Origin of the sequence: Bacillus cereus group sp. BfR-BA-01524 (genome assembly GCF_022662595.1) — a bacterium.
Lineage (GTDB): Bacteria > Bacillota > Bacilli > Bacillales > Bacillaceae_G > Bacillus_A > Bacillus_A thuringiensis_S.
On record NZ_JAKUDW010000037.1, the window covers coordinates 1 to 21,208 of the forward strand.

The window sequence follows — 21,208 nt, forward strand, 5'->3', positions numbered from 1 at the left end:
TTCTACAGTTGTTACCTCAAAAAGAGTACGTAACGACATATCTATTTGAAATTCTTTTCTAATTAAAGAAATCAATCTTGTTGCAATTAAAGATTCTCCTCCATTTTCAAAAAAATCATCTCTCATACTAACCGATTGATATCCAAGTGCATTTGCCCAGATCTTCGCGATTTTCTTCTCTAAATCTGTTTTAGGTTCAACAAAATTATCTTCATTAAGATTAAATATAGGATCAGGTAGTTTTTTTCTATCTAATTTTCCAGTTGAAGCAATTGGAAACTCATCTAAAAAGACAAAGAAAGAAGGAATCATATGATTTGGAACTTGTTCCTTCATATAATTACGTAATTCTTTTGTTGTTAAATTTGAATTCTTTTCAATTGTTAAATAAGCTATTAACCTTTTATTTCCTGAAGAATCCGAATGTGCTAAAGCAACGACTTGTATAACATCTGGGTGTTTACTTAATATTGCCTCTACTTCGCCTAACTCAATTCGGAAACCACGAATTTTCACTTGATAATCTATGCGTCCTAAAAATTCGATTGCACCATCATTACGCAGACGAACTAAATCTCCAGTCTTATATAGTCGTTCATTTTTATCATGACTAAATGGATTTTTCCTAAAAGATTTTTCAGTTTTTTCTTTATCATTAAGATAACCACGGCCTACGCAAACGCCACCATAACATAATTCTCCAGGCACTCCTATAGGTACTGGATTCATAAATTGATCTAAAATATATACCGTACAATTCGGAATTACCTTTCCTATTGATATAAAGTTTTCTTCTAAAGCTGGCGGCTCTAAAATATATTGATGATTAACATCATCTGAACTCTCCGTTGCTCCACAAGCATTAATCATCGGAATATCCGGATAATACTTAAACCATTGACGGCAAAGTTCAGGTGGTAAAGTTTCCCCATTTAACACTACCCATCGTAAGGAACTAAAGCTCGGTCTTTTTTCTTCATTTAAAGAAATTCTTTCTAAGGTTGATTGAAGTACCGTAGGTACAGTTTCAAATACTGTTAAATTCGCTTTTTCCATTTCATTCAGTTGCACTTCTGGGTCAAGTTCAGCTTCATCAGGTAATATATATGTCTGTCCACCAACTAATAATGCGGATAGCAATTGCCAAACTGATACATCAAAACATTGAGTAGCATTTTGTGCTACTATATCTGATTCTTTAATATCAATTACATCTATTTTTGCAAATAAATGATTAATCATACCTTTATGCTCCACCATTACACCTTTAGGAAGTCCTGTAGAACCTGAGGTATAAATGATATATGCTAAATCATTTAAAGTTACTTCATTATGTTGATATAATACATTTTGACTTTCAATTTGCTCCCTACTACTATCTAAGGAAACTATTTTTAATTTATCTTTTGGTATTCTATCGGTAAATTTTTCATATGTTAGTAATACATCCATACCTGAATGTTCAATCAAATACTCAATACGACTTTCAGGATATTTAGGGTCTAGAGGTATATAAACTGCACCAGCTTTAAAAATACCAATCACTGTTATAGCCCAATCTATATTTCTTTCTCCAAAGTAACCAACAAACATACCTGGTTTAACATCAATGGACTTCAAATAATTAGCCAAGCAATTAGAACGTTTTTGAAGCTCTTGATAAGTAATTACCTGATTTTGAAATACTATTGCTTTATTATCTGGTGTTTTCTTCACTTGCTTATCAAAAAGGATATGGAAGCACTCATCAACGCTAAAGTCTACCTCATCATCATTTTTTAAAGTTACTTGGTCGATTTCTTCATTTGATAATAAACAATTTTCATGATGATTAACTGAGGAGCCTTGAGCTATTAATTCTAAAATTTTTACATAATAACCTGATATATAATTAATTTGTTCCTCATTTATATCTTCTGGATAATAGTCTAATACACACATCAACTGAGATGTTTGAGGATCAATAGAAAATTGTACTGTAAGTGGTACATAAGCTGATTCACGATGCTCTCCATTCAATATTTCAATACCAGCTTTTTTTCCGATATCTTGATAAGCATGGAAATGAGTATAGTTAAAAATAGTTTCAAACATACGTTTTCCGCCACTATACTTTCTTTGTAAATCTACTAATGGATAGCGACGATACGGATGAGCTTCCCTCTCTGCGTCAAAAGTTTTACAAACCAACTCTTCCCAAGAACAGTTACCAATATCTAAACGAAACGGCATCGTATTTATCATCGAACCAAGTACTTTTTCTGCATCTGGTTCCTCTGGCCTTCCACCGGCTACTACCCCTGTAACAACATCAGTTTGACCAGTAAGTAAGCTAACCACTTTTAAATGTGCTGCTAATACTACATCTTTAAGAGGTACCGATACTTTTCTAGAAAGGCGTATTAGTCCTTCAGAAACTTGCTGCGAAATTGGAAGCATCAACCTATTGTTTTCAATTACTTTCGAAGCAGGCGTTTTTAACCAACGCGGTACCTGCATAGTCGATACATCCTGTAGTTTGCTCTCCCAGAATTCATTGGCTTCTTTCGATTCTTTTGTCTGTTGTTCTAATTGTACATAGCGATTGAATTTAGCATTTAACTTTTTATATTCTAATGTGTTAGGGTTTTCTGTCAGATCCCTATAATTGGTTAGCAGTTCTGTAACCGTTGATGCAACACTCCAACCATCCAGTATAGGCTCACACATTGTAAATTGGAAGATTTCATCAGATAATAAGTGAACATGAAAACGGAATAACCCTGGTTTAGACCAATCAAATTTTGTGTGCTCCTCTTTACTCACAAAATCTTTTAAATACTTTTCTTGTTCTTCTCCATTCATATGACGAAGGTCTTGGACATTTAATTTTAAATCTGTATTCTCATGAACTAATTGTAGTGGTTTACTATAACTAGAAATATCAAATGAAGTTCTAAAAATTTCATGTCTTTTTACTAATCGATTAATTGCTTCGTTAAAAATCTCTTCATTAAAATTAGCACGTAAACGATATGTTTCTAGATAAGATCTATACACTTCATTAACTTCACTGTGATAATAAATTGTCATTTGTATTGCTGGAATAGGATATGCATCCTCAATTCCAATAGGAATTATCCTTCTATCTTCTTCTGAGATTAACGAAAACGGTGGGACTGTTACGTCCTTATCTTCTATGCTGTACTGCATATCTACTACTTTAGATAAATCTCTAATTGTTTGATATTTAAAAATTTGTTCTAAAGAAATATTTAGCCCTCTTTCTTTTGCAAGCGAACATATTTTAATACTTCTAATAGAGTCACCACCAATTAAAAAGAAATTATCATCTATTCCTATCTCTTGTATCCCCAATACTTCTTCCCAAGTATCAGCTAAAATTTTCTCTATGTGTGTTTCAGGTTCAATATATTTCGCTCTTTCAACCGCAAACATGTCTGGAGCAGGTAATGCCTTTTTGTCTACTTTTCCGTTAATTGTTAATGGGAATTTATCCAATAATACAAAAGCACTTGGTACCATATAATCTGGTAGCTGTCCTGACATATAATTTCTTAGCTCGCCAATTGCAGTAGGCATCAAATTATCTCCAACAATGTAAGCTATTAGTTTTTTATCACCAGGAACATCTTCACGAACTAACACTATACCTTCACGAACTTTCGAGTATTGATTCAGAATAGCCTCAATCTCACCTAGTTCAATCCTAAATCCACGAATTTTTACTTGATCATCAATACGCCCTAAGTACTCAATATCTCCATTTGGTAAATAACGTGCTAAATCACCTGATTTGTATACTAGCCCTGCTTGCTCTAAAGATGGTATTTTCACAAAACGTTCTTCAGTTAACTCTTGTTTATTTAAATATCCTCTTGCAACTCCTGCTCCACCTATATACATTTCTCCAATTACTCCAATAGGTACATGCTGCAAATCTTGATTTAATATATATACCTGAAGATCGGGAATCGCTGTACCAATTACACTTGCTTGACTATCTAAATCAGCCTTTGATAAAGCTCGATATGTGACATGAACTGTTGTCTCTGTGATCCCATACATATTTATTAATTGAGGTTTTACATCTCCATGTCTCTCAAACCATCCACCTAGACTCTGAATTTCTAATGCTTCTCCACCAAATATTACGTATCGTAAATTTAATTCATGTGGCATATTTACTTTTTCATCTACGTGTATTAATTGACGAAATGCTGATGGTGTCTGATTTAAAACTGTTACTTTTTCTTTAATTAACAATTCATAAAATTGCTCTGGATCACGACTCACATAATATGGAACAACGATGAGTTTTCCTCCATATAATAAAGCTCCCCAAATTTCCCATACAGAAAAATCAAATGCATATGAATGGAACATCGTCCATATGTCCTTTTCATTAAAATTAAAATGGGTATCTGCTGCTTTAAACAATCGAACTACGTTCTTATGCGGTATTAAAACACCTTTAGGGTTACCAGTAGAGCCAGATGTATAAATAACATAAGCTAAGTTATCTTCTGTAATGTCTGAAATTAGATTGGTATCTTCCATCTCTCTAATCTCTTGCCAATTTGTATCCAAACAAACAATCTTTGTTAGGTCATTTTGTACATTATTAACTAAATCTTTTTGTGTAAGAACAATTGGCACATTTGAGTCTTCTAACATATACTGGATTCTTCCAGCAGGTGCATGTGGATCAAGTGGAATATATGCTCCGCCTGCTTTTAAAACACCTAGAATACCCACAATTAAATCTATGGAACGTTCCATGGCGATACCAACCATTACTTCAGGACCTACTCCCAAATTTGTTAAATATCTTGCTAATTGATTTGCACGTTTATTTAACTCTTCATAAGTTAAACTTTGATTCATATATCTCACAGCAACAGCATTACCATGTAAGTTAACTTGCTTCTCGAACAGTTGCGGTATTGATAAATTTGTAGAATACTCTACTCTTTTTTTACTCCAATCATTTAACTGTAGTAGCTCTTTCTCAGTTAAAATAGGTATTAAATTTATAGAATTATCTGGGTTTTTTATTATACTGTCTATTAATATTTCAAAATGATTTATCATACGTTTTACTGTGAACTCTTTAAACAGCTCTGTATTATACTGGAAATTAATAATTAATCCCTCATCAGATTCTGCAACTGTTGTAGTGATATCAAATAACGATGAATTATCCTCAAGTGGAAATAAGCTTAAACTAGCGTTATCGAAATCAATCTTTGTAGTTTCACACCCTACAGTGAAAGGGGCGAGAGTTTTATTATAAACACCCACATTTTGCATTACGAAAGCAGTTTGAAAAACCGGTGGTCTGCTTGAATCTCTATCAATTTTCAAATTTTTTATTAATGATTCAAAAGGATAATCCTGATTACGATAAGCTCCAATTACTTTATGATTTGTTCGCTCAATCATTTCATTAAATGTTGGATTTCCTGATAGGTTTAATCGTATTGGAACAGCATTAGTTAAATATCCTACTAAATTAGCAAACTCTTTCTTCACTCGCCCTGCCATATAAGAACCAATGATAATATCATCTTGATTTGTATAACGATACATTAAAACACCATATGCTGAAAGTAACGTATTATATAATGTTACTCCTCTATTTTTAGAAATCTCTTTTAGCTTGTTGTGTATGGATTTATTTAAACGTAACCTTAAGTTTGCTCCTCTATTCGATTGTACTGGGGGACGTTTATAATCAAGTGGTAAGTTTAAAATTGGTAACTCACCCGATAGTTCCTCTTCCCAATATTCCAATTTACTTGCACCTTCTGAACTATTAAGCATTGCATTCTGCCAATTTACATATGAGCTATAATCATAATCATTGGTTCTTAATGTACTTACATCCCCTACTATTATTCTTGTATATAATGTCTTCAACTCATTAAATAAAACATCGATTGACCAATAATCAATTACGATATGATGGAAAGACCACAACATTACATATTGGGATTCATTACGTTTAAGAACATATACACGCATAGTATCACCTTGTTCTAAAGTGAAATTACGACTAGATTCAACATTCAAAAACTCATTCAACTTTTCGGTTTTCCAATTACTTACATCCATTAATTGAAAAGATACATCCTTTTGCTTTGCTATATTTTGAATCAATTCACCCTCATATTCATAAAAAGATGACCTTAATATACAATGCCTATTAACTAATTCTTGAAAACTCTTCTGTAGGGATGTTATATCTAGCTTTCCTTCAATATTAAAAGCACGTGATACATTATAAGCAGAGCTATTTGGAGCTAATTTATATAAAAACCATAATCCTTGTTGTCCACGAGACATCGGTATTTCTCCACTTTTTATCTGATCAATTTCTAGTCTAGTAGTCAAATATTTTTCTCTATACAATTGATTATTCATCTCTTGTGCTATTTGTAATATACTCGGACCTTCTAATAAAAAAGTTGGTTCTAGTACAATTTCTAAATCTGTCTCTATATGACTCTGTAATTGTATTGCTGTTATTGAATCTAAACCTAAACTATTTAGTGACTGATTTACACTAATATTAGTAACTGGTATCTTTAAAGATACACCTACTTTCTGAAGTAAGTATTTTTCTAATTTAATTTGCCTTTCTTCTTGAGTTAACTTTACTAGCTCTTGTCTATTAAAAAGCATTTCTTCAATTTCAAATTCTATATCTAACCCACTTGTTTTTTGTACAACATCTTCCCCAATTAATTTAAGTTCTTCGTTTAAATATCCGTTACGACAAGCGTGTCTTTGGATCTTTCCACTAGATGTTTTAGGTATACTTCCAAACTGTAGAAGCAATACTGAATGTACTTGTATTCCGTGCTCCGCAGTTACTGCTTGTCTAATTGCACTAGCAACCTCTTGAACATTAACATTACGGTATTGGCGACTAATTTCTTGTGCCACAATTAACCGTTCTTCACCTTCTTCTATAACAGAAAACGCAGCGGTTGCATTTTTCCTTAAACTTTCATGACTGTTCTCTACTATTAATTCGATATCTTGTGGGTAATAATTTCTGCCTCGAATAATAATTAAATCTTTTATACGTCCTGTAATATATAACTCTCCATCATATAAAAAACCTAAATCCCCAGAACGTAAGAATGGTCCTTTTTTATTAGGCAGAAAAGCTTGGAATGTATCAATTGTTTGTTCTTCTCGACCCCAATAACCTGTTGCTACACTTTCGCCTTTAATCCAAATTTCACCGATTTCATTACTAGAACATTCTTGACCAGTATCTGGATTAACTATACAAATCTCTTGTTCTTCTGCTATAATCCCACTGCTTACTAGATTACGTACCTTCCCATCTTTACTTAAAATGGAAACTACATTCTTTTTCATATCATCAATTGAAAAAGAATGTATTACAGGCTGGCTTTTACTTTTTGCACCAGAAACCAATAATGTATTTTCAGCTAACCCATAGCAAGGATAAAAGGCTTCTTTTCGAAAACCAGATACACTAAATACTTTTGAAAACTCTTCAATAACTTCAGCACGAACAGGTTCTGCACCGTTAAATGCTAGTCTCCAATTAGTTAAATCCAACTCAGCTCTTTGCTCCGGTGTTGTCTTTTCAATTAAGAGTTCAAAAGCAAAGTTTGGCCCTCCACTTACAGTAGCTTTATACTTCGATATTGCTTCTAACCAGCGTATTGGTCGCTGCATAAAATCAATTGGTGACATAAATATTACTGGAAATCCTACAGCTAATGGCTGAAGCAATCCTCCAATTAATCCCATATCATGATATGGAGGCAACCATATTACCCCAATATCGTCTTCAGTGGTCTTAAATGACTGCTGAATTAATTTTGAATTGTGCAGTATATTGCCGTGAGTTACCATTACACCTTTTGGTGTAGATGTAGAACCCGATGTATATTGTAGAAACGCAATTGTATTTCTATCTACCTCTGGAAATACCCAATATTCCTCGCAACCTACAGGAACTTCATCTGTATTCAAATACTCTATTGCACAATTATTAAAGTACTCAGATTTTCTCATACGTGCACTAACTTTTGTCTGTGTCAATATATATTTTGCCTCTGCATCTTCTAAAATTACTTTCAAACGTGGCATTAACCTATTTGAAGATGGAGGATATGCTGGTACTGCAATAGCGCCTGCATATAAACATCCAAAAAAGGCAGCTAGATAGTCGATTCCAGGTGGATATAGTAATAAAACTCTTTCATTTTTTGCTCCTCTATCCTGTAACCATGCTCCTATAGCTCTTGCTTTCAAATCTAATTCGCCATAAGTTAATGAGATTTTATCCTCTTCACCATCTCTTAAAAATTGAAATGCTGTTACATCACCTTGTTCTTTAGCACGATATTGCAATAATTCTACAAGTGATGTCATTTCTAAAAGTAATGTATTTTGAAATAATTCCACAATTACCCCACCTTTCACATCGATTTACTTGGTTTAAGTTTCACTTTCATTTTGGAATTCCTATATTGTTCTGGTTTAAACTTTTGAATTTCTAATTGTTGATTCACATATAGTAAAGATTGATCGTCATACCAATGACTTAAAAAGTTACCAGATTGCCCCGGCGCATTAATATCCATTCCCAGACAATCTTTCAAATCTACAACCATTCTCCATGGTGCACCATCAAGAATATGACCAGTTTTCCTATCATACGATGCTAATGCTACCGTTACATAGCTACCTCCAATAGGAATTTTCCCCTGGGGATTTATTAAATTCCCTATAAATTTATTCTTCTTACCAAACGGGTGTTTAGTAATGAAATGATGGAACTCTCCCCACTTCCATTCATAAGGGTTATTTCCCTGTAAATCTATTATAGTAATAATAGATTTTTTAAAGCTTTCTATAATCACTTTCTCAAACCCGCCAGCATTATTAAACCACGTACTATCATTTCCTTGCGCCGCCTTGCGTATAAGCTCGTCAGTTATGTTCATCCGATCAACCATTTTCTCAAATAAAAACGTTCCCATTTTTTCTTTAAAAAGGGTACAACAAATTTCCCACCACCAAAAATGATAAATTAATGGCGCTGCATTATATGAGGTATCTTTACAATCCCATTTTTGCAAGATCCTAATACATTCCGTTTCTAATTTGTTATGTTTAACAGGATACAATACCGGTAAAAGAATATTTAATAGCTGTACCGCTTGTAAATTTAACGTATCATCTTGCATTATTTTTACATCTTCAATTACTAAAGGTGTATTTTCAGCTATACTTTTTCTTAACATCTGGTTAATTCTTTTTGCACGATATGGGGCATCCCATGAACTTGCAATCATATATGGATAATGATCACCTATAACCTTATTGTTTGCTGAAACAATAAACCCCTGTTTAGGATTGACTACCTCCGGTAATTCTTCAAAAGGTATAAATCCTTTCCATTCAAATTCATCATCGCATCCTGGTACCGGTAATAAACCATTTCCTTTATTACGTATCGGTATTTTACCACCTACTCGATAGGCAATGGTTCCATCTTCTGAAGCAAATAAAAAGTTTAAAACCGGTGTACTATATTTACGCAAAGAATTACGAAATTCTTCCCAATTTTTCGAACGATTAATGTCTAATAGAGCTTCTAAATCACATGTAGGATAATTTGCATTCCATTGTAAGGCTAGATTTCCCTTTAACTTTATTTGTTGATTATTACCAATAACATCTGAAATAATAGGTCCATGGCGTGTAACAACTACCGGAAACGCAACATCTGCTTGCCCCTTAACTTTAATTACTTCTTCTATAACTTCAGCTTCTTCCCATTTCCCTTTATATTGAAATTGATTAGGATTACTAGGATTTCTTTTTTCTATAAACAAATCTTGGACATCTGCACGATTATTTGTTACTCCCCATGCAATTTTGTCATTATGGCCAAGTATGATCCCACATACACCAGGTAATGTTACACCTATTACATCCATATTTTCTGTTTCATTGTTTACTTTTAAATGCGTTTGATACCAAGTAGATGGTGCTTGCATTTCAATATGTGGGTCATTGGCCAGTATTGGTTTTCCTGATTTTGTATGCTTACCAGATATAACCCATCCATTTGAACCCTTAGTTACTTCGCTTGATAAATTCAATAAATCTGCTAAATGATCAGAAAAGAAATCTAAATTATTTATTGTTTTTTCTGATGTTTGTTGTTTTATCTTTACATTCTCACCCATCATATAATCAGGAATAGTAATGGGTCCATCCGATGGATAATTTGGTTTTATTTCCTCAAATAATTCATCATCAATTTTCTTTTGCAATTCAAATCGAAAAATTTCATTTGTAAAATTATGACTTAAACTATAGGATAGTAATCTCCCTATACTTAACATATCTAGAATTGACCAAGGTTCAGGTTCGTAATCTAAAATTGTAAATTCTACTGGTAATCTATTCAGTTTTTTTGCGTGTTCTATATACGTATTTACTCCATCACAATAACTTTGCATCCATTCCAAGGTTTCTTCTGAATAAAGACTAATAGATTTTTGAGCAGATCTAAATAGTGAAAATGAACGAAAAAGTTTATCATTGTTTATTAAATCTGGACCTAATATCTCAGATAATCTTCCATTTACTAAACGTCTACTCATATCCATTTGCCATAATCTATCTGTAGTAGTTATAAAACCTTGTGCTTTATATACATCATTAAAGTTTCTGGCCTCAATGTGTGGAATCCCTCTATTATCCTTATAAATAATTACTTCTTCACTAAGTCCTGAAATAACATATTCTTTTTCCAAAGAAATGAAATGCTCTCGTAATTTCCGATAAACATTTTGATTACACGCTCTAATTGATCCATAAAAAATAACCTTTCCTAAATTCATAGCTTTTTTAATTTTTGGAAAAGGTTTATAAACTCTAGCGATCTTTATCCTATTATTTTTTTGTGGCTTGTGTTGTATATAAAGCACCTACCTTTATAAATAATCTAAAGGGAAAATTATGTATTCATTATAAAATAAACTGAAATTACTAACCATATTGAATAATCTGAATTTTAAACTTCCCCCTTCTCCATTTGGTATTTCTCATGCTATCTTAAGTTCAATTTTTTGACAATACTTTCAATAAAAGAGAACTTTTATAAATATTTTTCAGAATTATCAAAATAAAATACCATAACCAATGTGGTTATGGTATTAGCTCTACATTATCTGACCTAAATGTGTATCTTTTTTTTCTTTTTTATTGTAAATTTGTTTTCCTCTGTAAAAGAAATAAATACCAAGAAGTGAGATTAAAGCCATAAATAAGAACATTGTTGTTCCACCGTACAATGCTAAAAGAATTCCACCAAACCATGGGCCTACAAAATTCCCAAATTCCCCTAAACTTTGTGCACCATAATATGTCCCTCTTAATCCAGATGGCGTAATTTCATCAACTTGAGCATACTCAGCCGGGATTACTAATATCTCTCCTACTGTAAATACAAACATTGAAATTATGAAAGCAACCCACAATGTTGAGAATGCAAAACCTACTTCTCCTACAGCAAACAAAATACAGCCAAATGCAATTCTTTGAAATAAGCTAAAACGTTCTGCCCATCTGGTTAGTGGTATCTGAATCATAAGCACCGTAAGCCCATTAACACTCATCAATATTGCAAATAATTTAATTCCATCTAAAATATTTTCTTTTAAATATTGCGAAAGTGTAACTGACATCTGACCATGGACTGTTGTTAATAAAATACCACCAATAACAAAAAACATTAACGGAACGTCGCTACGTACTGCATTCCATATAAGAGACATACTAACTTTTTCATCATTCGTAGAAACATCCCTTTGCTCATTATAATTAGTAACTTTCAACATAATAAATAGTATTATTGCATAAAAAATATAAATAATTGCTGTTAATACAAATGCTATTGTACTACCACCAATTCCAAAGAAAGCTCCCAACATTGGACCAATTGATAATCCTAAATTAAATGCCAGATAACGATTCGCAAACATTCTGTACCTTTTTTCATCTGGGGTTAAATCAGCCATTAAAGCTTTTGAAATAGTTCCAAAGAATGCATTTGAAAGTCCCCTGATAATACTAAAAAGTACTAATAAAACCGGATTAAATGTAGAAATAAATCCTAAAAAAGCAATACTTAATCCAATTAAAGAAAAAATCATTAATTTTTTTCTACCTATAAAATCTGATAATACGCCCCCTAAAAGCCCACAAAATGTACCCGCTAGTGGGCCTATCCCAATAATGAATCCAATCGTTGCAAAATTTAACTCTGAAGAGTTACTTAGATGGATTGCTAAAAATGGCATACTCATTGAACTTGTTAAAGAAATTAAGACAGTACCAAATACTAATACGTGCACAATTGGATGATATTCTCGTATATAAGCTTTAAATTTATTCATGAAAATTTTCTTCCCCCTCAAAAATTGCCATAAATTTATTATTAATTTTAGAAATAGATTCTTTTCTCAAGCTATAAAATGCGGGAATAGAACTTCCAATAAAATGACTTCTTATAATTCCTTCACGTTTTAATTTTGTAATGTGGTGATGCACCGTACTCTTAGCTAAATTCATGTGTTTATGAATTTCAATTAAAGAACGAGGACCTCGAGATAAAAATATTAAAATATTTAATCTAGTCTCATCTCCCAAACATTGCATAACCTTAACTAACTCTTTTGTTCCATCTTCATAGAAAGTTTTATTGATGGGATATAGGCATGTAGCAATTCCATCAAAATAATCCAATACGGTACTAGGGCTACAGTGATATTGTGGTACCAAAATAACTTTTCTCAAGTTATCCTGCTGTTCAATTCTTAATCCATTAGTAGCAGTTTCTATAATATCTATCGGTCTACTAACACTTAATTTTTCATTCAAAGAAATTGCATCCTGTTTTAATTGCATTTGAATGGTAGGATCTATACTTTTAAAATAATATTCGTTCCATTTGTATAAAATATCTACACTTCTATCCCTAATCACACTTAGGTCATTAGATATAGATTCTACCCAAGGAGCTAATCTTTCATAAATCTCTCCCGCTGACAGATTTTCAAACCAATTTAAAAATTCTGGAATGGAAGATTTTTTTTCACATTGAGAAATTAATAACACTATCCGATGTAATACCTCCCATCTTTCATCTTGTAACTCATTGATAAACCTTTCAGGTAACCGTAATTTAGTCTCTTCTAACCAGTTTCCTTTCAAATGAACTTCCTTCATCTTGTCATTATTTATATAGTTGTACAAGCTGATAATAAGTTCATAAGCAGGAGAATGTTCTATAACTATAGAATATTCTCTATCCATTCGATCACCATCTAACATAATTTAAATTTAACTTTATTGTAAGCTAAAGAATTATTAAAAACAATAATTTTCCGAATTTTTCATCATTATATCTGTATTCCCTTTCATTTTTCTTGATAAATAGAATAAAAAACAATATTTATTACCTGAATTTATACAATACGTGATATATTGCATATTGTATAAATTCTTTTGGAGGGATATAATGAAAAAAAATATACACTGTAAAGTAACTGGTTTTTGTTTAATAGTACTAGGGGCTTTATTGGGAAGTACCTCTGGAGCTCTAGGTCAACAAATTTTTGTCCAGAGTAATCTCTCCGTTGAATCAATTGTTGCAGTAAAATTATTGATATCTGGAATTCTAATTTTATTTATCTCGTGCTTTGGCAATAGACGTCTTGATATACTAAATATTTGGAAGTCAGTCCAAGACGCTAATAAAATCATTCTGTTTGGCACAATTGGTGTACTGGGCACTCACTATACATATTTTTCATCAATTAAAGAGGGAAATGTTGCCGTTGCAACTTTACTACTTTATTCAGCTCCGGTCTTTTTAGGTATATACTTAATTCTGATAAATGTTAATTCTCCTAATAAAAAAGAGTTGTTTTCATATTTAATTTTCATAATTGGAATTTATCTTTTCTTCACAAAAAACTCAATTTACCAACTAAATGTTTCTATACTATCTATACTTTGGGGAATATTATCTGGCATGTCGTTTGCATTTTACATAAATCAATTAGATGATCTATGTAAAAGATGGTCATTACGTATAGTATTAGGATGGGGGATGGTAATTGGAGGCATTGCATTATTAATTTTAAATAAGCTTTCGACAAGTGAGTTTATCCTGCTTTCTACTGTTAAAACTCTCTCAATCCACACTTTATTATTACTATTTATTATTGTTTTTGGAACTATTCTTACATCAATTTTTTATGTAAAAGGTACAAATTATATTACTCCTAAAGATATTTGCTTATATTCCTGTATTGAACCATTGACAGCAATTTTAATTTCCGTATTATTTTTTAATATTTCATATACAGCTTCTGAATTAATAGGTGCTTTTTGTCTAATTGGAGTTTTTGTATTATTAACCCAACTTAATCCACCAATTAAAAGAACCTTATCACTGGTTAATGGGCAACAAACAAAACTTAAATAAAAACAGTTTTAGTACCTTTTACTTTTCCGTTTTGTTCGAAATTTTAGACATTATAAAAAGAAAGGAAGTGTATTATCCTGCCTATACCTAAAAACCTTAATAAACAAACGAGATTTTCAGCAAAAACTATTGTTTTAAATCAACTACAAGATTGGATCATTGAAGGTGTTTTAAGACCTAATGAGAAAATTAATGATACTGAACTAGCACAAGCTTTAGGGGTAAGTAGAACACCCGTAAGAGAAGCACTTCAAATTCTAGAACTTTCTGGACTCGTCGAAATGGTTCCAGGACAAAAAACTAAAATTTCTCCAATCAACGTAGCAGATGTACCATTAATTTATGAAACTATTGCAAGCATACATACCCTTGCGGGAAAACAAGCTATTAATAATATTAAAACATCTGATATTAAAGCACTTACGTTAATAAATAAAGAATTTAAACAAGCTATTGAGAAAATGGATACTAGAAATGCATTAACACTAGATCTAAAATTCCACAACCTAATTGTTGAAATTTCAAAGAATACATACATTGAACCATTTTTAGAAAACTTACATCTTCATGCCCTGCGTCTTGAGTATATTTTCTTTCAAAACGTAATTCATGATAGTCGATCTATAGATGAACACACTAATATTATCAAAGCATTAGAAATTGGTGACTCATCATTACTAGAAAATACTATGTCTAATAACTGGTTGCGTCCAATGAAAGATGTTCAAAATATATTAACTTCTAAGAATTTATAATTAATTATGTGAACTACTCACCACCCAGCAAAGTTTGATGTGGAGCTTCTCTGTTCCACGACGAAAGTAACCTTTCGTCTCCTTGAGCGTTACTTCGGGGTGTTCCACCCCTAGATGTCCAACGTTTGGACGCTCTTTTGGTACGGTTGATATTTTATGCAGGAACCGAATGGGTTGGTTTTTACGCTCTGTTTTCTTCCTGCATCCTCCTATACCAAGTTATCAAAGAACTTCATATAACTAGTTCATCAAAAAATTTTGGCTATGCCAAACCGAAATTCATCTACCACCTACTGCTTTTCTATCACCCTCCACACAGTTGATGAAGAAGAATTATTTCGGTAAAAATACTCATTTGAGTACTTTTATATTTAATAAGTAAATTTAACTTATATAACAATTTATCATTATGATAAAATCCAATAAATATATCTAGTGAGTTTTATTTTAAAGTCATCATTTTTAAAGCACGCAATATATTGCATTCAATATATATTTGAAATTCTTTTCTGAAATTTAATGGAGGTGTTTTATTTGAATAAAGTTAATAAGAATCGTATTAAAGGTATGATTATGGTTGTAATAGGTGCTAGCTTATGGGGGCTATCGGGAACCGTCGCTCAACAACTATTTCAGTATAATGGTATTACCACAGAATGGTTGGTTACAATCCGCTTACTGATCTCTGGGGTTACATTGTTACTTATTTCACTTTTTAGTAAAAATAAACTCGAGATTGTTGCAATTTGGAAAAATAAATATGATGCTACTAAACTCATTATTTTTGGGATTTTTGGTATGCTAGGGGTACAATACACTTATTTTGCATCTATTAGTGAAGGGAATGCTGCAGTCGCAACAATTTTACAATATTTAGCTCCAATTTTTATTACTTTTTATCTGATTATCAAATTTAGAGCTTTACCTACTAAAATAGATGTTTTAGCAATAACTTTTGCAACCTTGGGTACTTTCTTATTATTAACCAATGGTTCAATAAATAACCTAACTGTATCAATCCCTGCAATTGTTTGGGGAGTTTTATCTGGATTATCTTTAGCTTTTTATACTCTTTATTCTAAAACTTTATTAGATAAATGGTCTTCCGCAGTTTTAGTTGGTTGGGGTATGATTATTGGCGGAATAGGCGTTACAATAGTTCATTATTTTTCTAAAAAAGAAATAATATTTTTAAAATCAATTGAGAACATTGATCTAAATACGCTATACCTTATTGCCTTTGTAGTTATTTTTGGAACATTAATTGCTTTCTATCTATTTTTAGACAGTATTAGATACATTTCGCCTAAGGAAACTACTTTATTAGGCTGTACTGAACCACTTGCTTCAATCGTTTCATCTGTAGTTATTTTGCATATTCCTTTCTTATTTTTCCAAATCATTGGGGCCATATGTATCATAATTGTAGTGATCTTATTAAGTAGAAAACCTGTAGAAAAACAAAAAAATATTAATGTACTTACTAATGAAAACCTTAATGTCCATCCCAAGTAAAATAATAAAAAATTTTATCATTTTAGCCAAGAAGACTCCTTCCTCAAGGAGCGTGAAGGGTCACAGCCCAGTGAGTAGGTGGGAGATGAATTGGCTTCGAACAAGGGATGGCAAGAAGCCATCTTAATTGTTCGACATACATAAAGTGTTACTTCACTATCCATCAAATGTACGTTCGGTATATAATAGTCATATACCGAAATGGAGGTGAATCAAATGATAATTAATAAAGCCTATAAGTTTCGTATCTATCCAAACCAAGGACAAGCAATTCTAATCAACAAAACGATAGGTTGTTCTCGCTTTGTATTCAATCATTTCCTATCCCTATGGGATCACGCATATAAAGAAACTGGGAAAGGTTTAACATATGGTACATGCTCTGCCAAACTTCCTGCCATGAAGAAAGAGTTTGTTTGGCTAAAAGAAGTGGATAGTATTGCGATTCAGTCGTCTGTTCGCAACCTTGCGGATGCGTATACACGCTTTTTCAAAAAACAAAACAGCGCACCGCGCTTTAAATCTAAGAAGAACAACGTACAATCTTATACCACAAAACAAACAAATGAAAACATTGCCGTTGTAGGGAACAAAATAAAGTTGCCAAAACTAGGCCTTGTTCGATTTGCCAAAAGTCGCGAAGTAGAGGGGCGTATTGTCAATGCTACAGTTAGACGGAACCCTTCTGGTAGATATTTTGTGTCACTATTAGTTGAAACAGAAGTACAAGAACTTCCGAAAACACATTCTTACATTGGAATAGATGTAGGACTAAAAGATTTCGCTATTTTGTCAGATGGAACACACTATGAAAATCCGAAGTTTTTCCGATTATTAGAAGATAAATTGGCGAAAGCGCAGCGTGTGCTTTCTAGAAGAATGAAAGGATCTTTTCGCTGGAATAAACAACGAGTAAAGGTAGCTAGAATTCATGAATACATATCAAATACTAGAAAAGATTACTTGGACAAAATTTCAACTGAAATCATCAAAAACCACGATGTTATCGGTATAGAGGATTTGCAAGTATCAAATATGTTAAAGAATCATAAGTTAGCAAAAGCAATTAGTGAGGTATCTTGGTCGCAATTTCGATCCATGTTGGAATACAAAGCAAAATGGTATGGCAAACAAGTCATTGTCGTATCGAAAACATTTGCTTCCAGCCAATTATGTTCGTGTTGTGGATATCAAAATAAAGACGTTAAAAATCTAAACCTACGTGAATGGGACTGTCCTTCTTGTCGTACACACCATGATAGGGATATTAACGCAAGTATCAATCTAAAGAATGAAGCGATAAGGCTTCTAACCGCAAGGACTGCGGGGTTAGCCTAATCAATTAGAGTTCGATAGAACTCTTTACTTAGGAGTCCCTCACTTCTAAACGAAGTGAAAGTGGGGGTAGTTCAATAACTTATCTATATCTTGACTTAAACTTAGCACCTGCTGATGTCTAAATCCATATTTATTTACAAGTTTAATTAATTCTACTTTCTTGTCTTCAATTAGTTTTTGTAAGTTTCTCATCTCCATATCTATTAGAACTCCTTTTTTACGATTTAGCAGTTAAATTATAGTATAGATATAAAAATAAAGAAAATGGAATTTTTGGAAATCGAAAGAAAGAAATTCAGATGTGTCTAAAATACAATTAAAATTATATATATGCATAAATGCATTTAAATTCTTCTATGTTAATGTTATAATAGAATTAACCAAGAAGCATCCAACAAATTATGATTAATCACTACATTTTCTTTCAGAACTAGTCAACATATAAAAAGACACTATGTATATTATAGTGTCTTTTTATATACTCTATAATATTAATTGAACATAAATATGTTTATGCAAATTAAATTACTAAAAAAACTTTAACAAGGGGTTGTACCACATCCCTATGTAGCTAAGAAAAGAAAAATACACAAAAGGATATATCTTACCATATATGATGGAAACGACATATCCTTTTGTTAAAAACCTACTCTTATCGATTTCTGTTATCATTAAGTCTTAATTAAACTTAATACCACACTCTAATCGATCACTGTTATCCTTAGGATTTAATGTAATTGGCTTTACAATGTACTCCATTATATTCACCTCCTTTCACTAAAAGTATATCTCAACTCTTTTATTAACTAGATTGTTTAATAACCTCAGTTTCCGGTACTTTTTGTTTATCGATAGGATTTTTTATGTAATATCTATATAATCTATCTTTGATATTATATTTTAATTGATCACATTCAAAATCTTGTTTTTCTAAACTCAGTTCAGGGCATCTTCCTTTACAAAGAGGCATAATATTACATGTCTTGCATTTGTTTGGCAATTCCCAATTCATCCATTTTGTTAAGGTTTGTAACGAAGTAATGCCTTCTGCTAAATTCCCTACTCTTAATTTTTTATTTCCAACTTCATGCCAGCATTTAAATAAATCACCGTAGGCATCCACAACAAAAGAGTTATTATCTACAGCTTGACAAACCCAACCACCACGATTTTTAGGATAAAGATTTCCCATATTGAAGCCAATCTTATCAGCGTATTCAATCAAATCTGTCTCCCATTTTGCAAACTCCCTTGTTACTAGACAGGATTCACTAATAGATTGACAAACGTCATTGTATGCCCCTACTGGAGCAAAATACACGGAAACTTTGTTGTTTAATCCTTGATTCATTAGAATAGGAAAAAGCTTATACACATCTGCAACGTTTTCTTTTGAAACATTTACACGAATTCCGACTTGTATAATATCTTGTATTTCTTTAATATTATTTAAAATTTTATTGAAAGAACCTTGCTTATTTCTTAAGATTCTAGTCACATCATGCGTCTCTGGGCCACCGTCCAATGTGATTTGTACATATTTAACGTTATTCTCTTGGACCAAATGTTCTGCAATTTTTCTATTAAGTAAATATCCATTTGAAACCATTTTAGCTCTAAATTGAATATTTTTTTCTTTGCATATTGTTAATATATACTTTGACATTCTATCTATAAGATCTTTTTTTAATAATGGTTCACCACCATACCACGTAACAGAAAATTCAGTCTTATTTCTTAAGTTATTTTGAATGAATTTTTTCAAATCTTCTTCTTTTTGTCCCTCAATATATTCATCTACATGATTTTCATAACAATATGGACATCGAAAATTGCATTGTAATGTAGTTGCTATGGTTAAACCTAAATATTCACTTCCAAAACGGCTCTTATTAGTTAAATAGTGGTAAACGCCGTATTCATCTAAAGAATTTTCTACTATAAAACCAGCCCTAGTTAATTCTTCTAAATGTAAATTAGGAATCTCATTATAATCTCTTTTGCTAATTTTTTTTATAGTATCCTTATATTCATCAGAAATTTTAACAAACGCTCCTGTATGGCTATTATATAGAAAATTAATATTATCTTTTTTAAAAGGTACATTAAATTGTGATACCTTATACAAAATTATTCCTCCATTCTATTCATATCCATATTACTAAATTGATACAATTCCTTATGTCTTGTAATATTAATTAATTGTTAAAATCTATTTTTCACTAATAACTTAACACAGGAATAATAGCAATTGAATTGAGAATATATATACTGAATGTTTAGTATAGATATATAAACCTATAATGATAGTGTAAATTTTTTTCTATTGGATTATATTGCTACATTTTTAGAAGCGGCAAATAAAGAGAATGAGTCAGAAAAGCCTAAGGAATCTATAGTAAAATCAGGTAACTTGCTTTGCAAGTCACCTGTTAATCTTTTAATAAAGAATAAATAATCCCTAACCATTGTTTTGGATATTGTTAGGGATTTTTTCTATTTATATTTTGTATTAATCCAAGTTGTCAGCAAATCAAAGATCGCATGGTTTTACAAAACAAAAATATGTTGTAGTTCGTATGAAAGGATAAATTTTTCATTTTTTTGGTATTTACTTTTGTTAACTTGATAGCTATGCACATCCATCAACCTAAGGATTTAGACTATTTTTGAAATTAAAAGCACGTTACTATTCTCTTATGTTAATGAGAAAGGGTGAGGTGCTTTTTATGAATATGTACCAAAAACAAGAGTTATCTTTATTTGCCGAAGAGTTATATCGATTTTTCTCCTTTGAGGGTATTTGTTTTCTTAGCTTGATGGTGATGGGGTAGAACCATCAAAATGTTCTTTTTTCTTCAAAGTTTTTATTGCTTCACTTAAATAAATAGTATTCCACATACTAATTGCATTAATTAAGAGGTTTAGTGCACTACTTCTTGGAAGTTGATCTTGTAGCGCTCTTTCTAGTAATTCACTATGTTTTCCAAGGAAAATAGTGAAAGGCAAGGCGATGAATATATTTACAAAATGACAA

The 21,208-nt window shown here is 31.8% G+C and carries 10 protein-coding genes and 1 pseudogene; 4 read left to right on the forward strand and 7 right to left on the reverse strand.

The genetic code is table 11. The features are described 5' to 3' along the window. The 4 genes from MR170_RS15145 to MR170_RS15160 all read right to left on the reverse strand — a co-directional run. On the reverse strand, positions 1–8,475 hold an 8,475-nt coding region (locus tag MR170_RS15145; RefSeq protein ID WP_481746783.1), incomplete at its 3' end, for an amino acid adenylation domain-containing protein. Then, on the reverse strand, positions 8,472–10,823 hold the full coding sequence (locus MR170_RS15150; protein WP_229188715.1) for a penicillin acylase family protein: 2,352 nt from the start codon (positions 10,821–10,823) through the stop codon (positions 8,472–8,474). The genes MR170_RS15150 and MR170_RS15145, both read right to left, overlap by 4 nt. A 408-nt stretch (positions 10,824–11,231) precedes the next feature. After that, positions 11,232–12,467, reverse strand: a complete 1,236-nt coding sequence (locus tag MR170_RS15155) for an MDR family MFS transporter (protein WP_098640367.1) — start codon at positions 12,465–12,467, stop codon at positions 11,232–11,234. After that, positions 12,460–13,386: an ArsR/SmtB family transcription factor gene (locus MR170_RS15160; protein ID WP_242308575.1), complete on the reverse strand. Its 927-nt coding sequence runs from the start codon at positions 13,384–13,386 to the stop codon at positions 12,460–12,462. Before MR170_RS15160 ends, MR170_RS15155 begins: the two co-directional genes overlap by 8 nt. A 205-nt stretch (positions 13,387–13,591) precedes the next feature. Between MR170_RS15160 and MR170_RS15165 the strand changes: the two genes are divergently transcribed. The 4 genes from MR170_RS15165 (at position 13,592) to tnpB (ending at position 18,171) form a co-directional block, all read left to right on the forward strand. After that, the gene (locus MR170_RS15165) at positions 13,592–14,563 is read left to right on the forward strand and encodes a DMT family transporter (protein ID WP_016083247.1); all 972 of its coding nucleotides are present in this window, start codon (positions 13,592–13,594) and stop codon (positions 14,561–14,563) included. 77 nt (positions 14,564–14,640) lie between these two features. After that, positions 14,641–15,318 (forward strand): GntR family transcriptional regulator, encoded by a 678-nt coding sequence (locus MR170_RS15170; protein ID WP_097914516.1) that lies wholly within the window; start codon positions 14,641–14,643, stop codon positions 15,316–15,318. Between the two features lie 519 nt (positions 15,319–15,837). Next, positions 15,838–16,833, forward strand: coding sequence for a DMT family transporter (locus MR170_RS15175; RefSeq protein WP_003275049.1), 996 nt, complete (start codon positions 15,838–15,840; stop codon positions 16,831–16,833). Between the two features lie 216 nt (positions 16,834–17,049). Further along, on the forward strand, positions 17,050–18,171 hold the full coding sequence (tnpB, locus tag MR170_RS15180) for an IS200/IS605 family element RNA-guided endonuclease TnpB (RefSeq protein ID WP_015406689.1): 1,122 nt from the start codon (positions 17,050–17,052) through the stop codon (positions 18,169–18,171). Between the two features lie 45 nt (positions 18,172–18,216). Here the strand turns inward: tnpB and MR170_RS15185 are convergent, their stop codons facing one another. The 3 genes and pseudogenes from MR170_RS15185 to MR170_RS15195 form a co-directional block, all read right to left on the reverse strand. Beyond that, positions 18,217–18,369 (reverse strand): aspartyl-phosphate phosphatase Spo0E family protein, encoded by a 153-nt coding sequence (locus MR170_RS15185; protein ID WP_000425967.1) that lies wholly within the window; start codon positions 18,367–18,369, stop codon positions 18,217–18,219. A 604-nt stretch (positions 18,370–18,973) separates the two neighbouring features. Next, positions 18,974–20,299: a radical SAM/SPASM domain-containing protein gene (locus MR170_RS15190; RefSeq protein ID WP_043939501.1), complete on the reverse strand. Its 1,326-nt coding sequence runs from the start codon at positions 20,297–20,299 to the stop codon at positions 18,974–18,976. Positions 20,300–21,009: 710 nt separating this feature from the next. Next, positions 21,010–21,183: pseudogene (locus MR170_RS15195) on the reverse strand (Tn3 family transposase); the annotation flags it as partial. Positions 21,184–21,208: the final 25 nt, after the last annotated feature.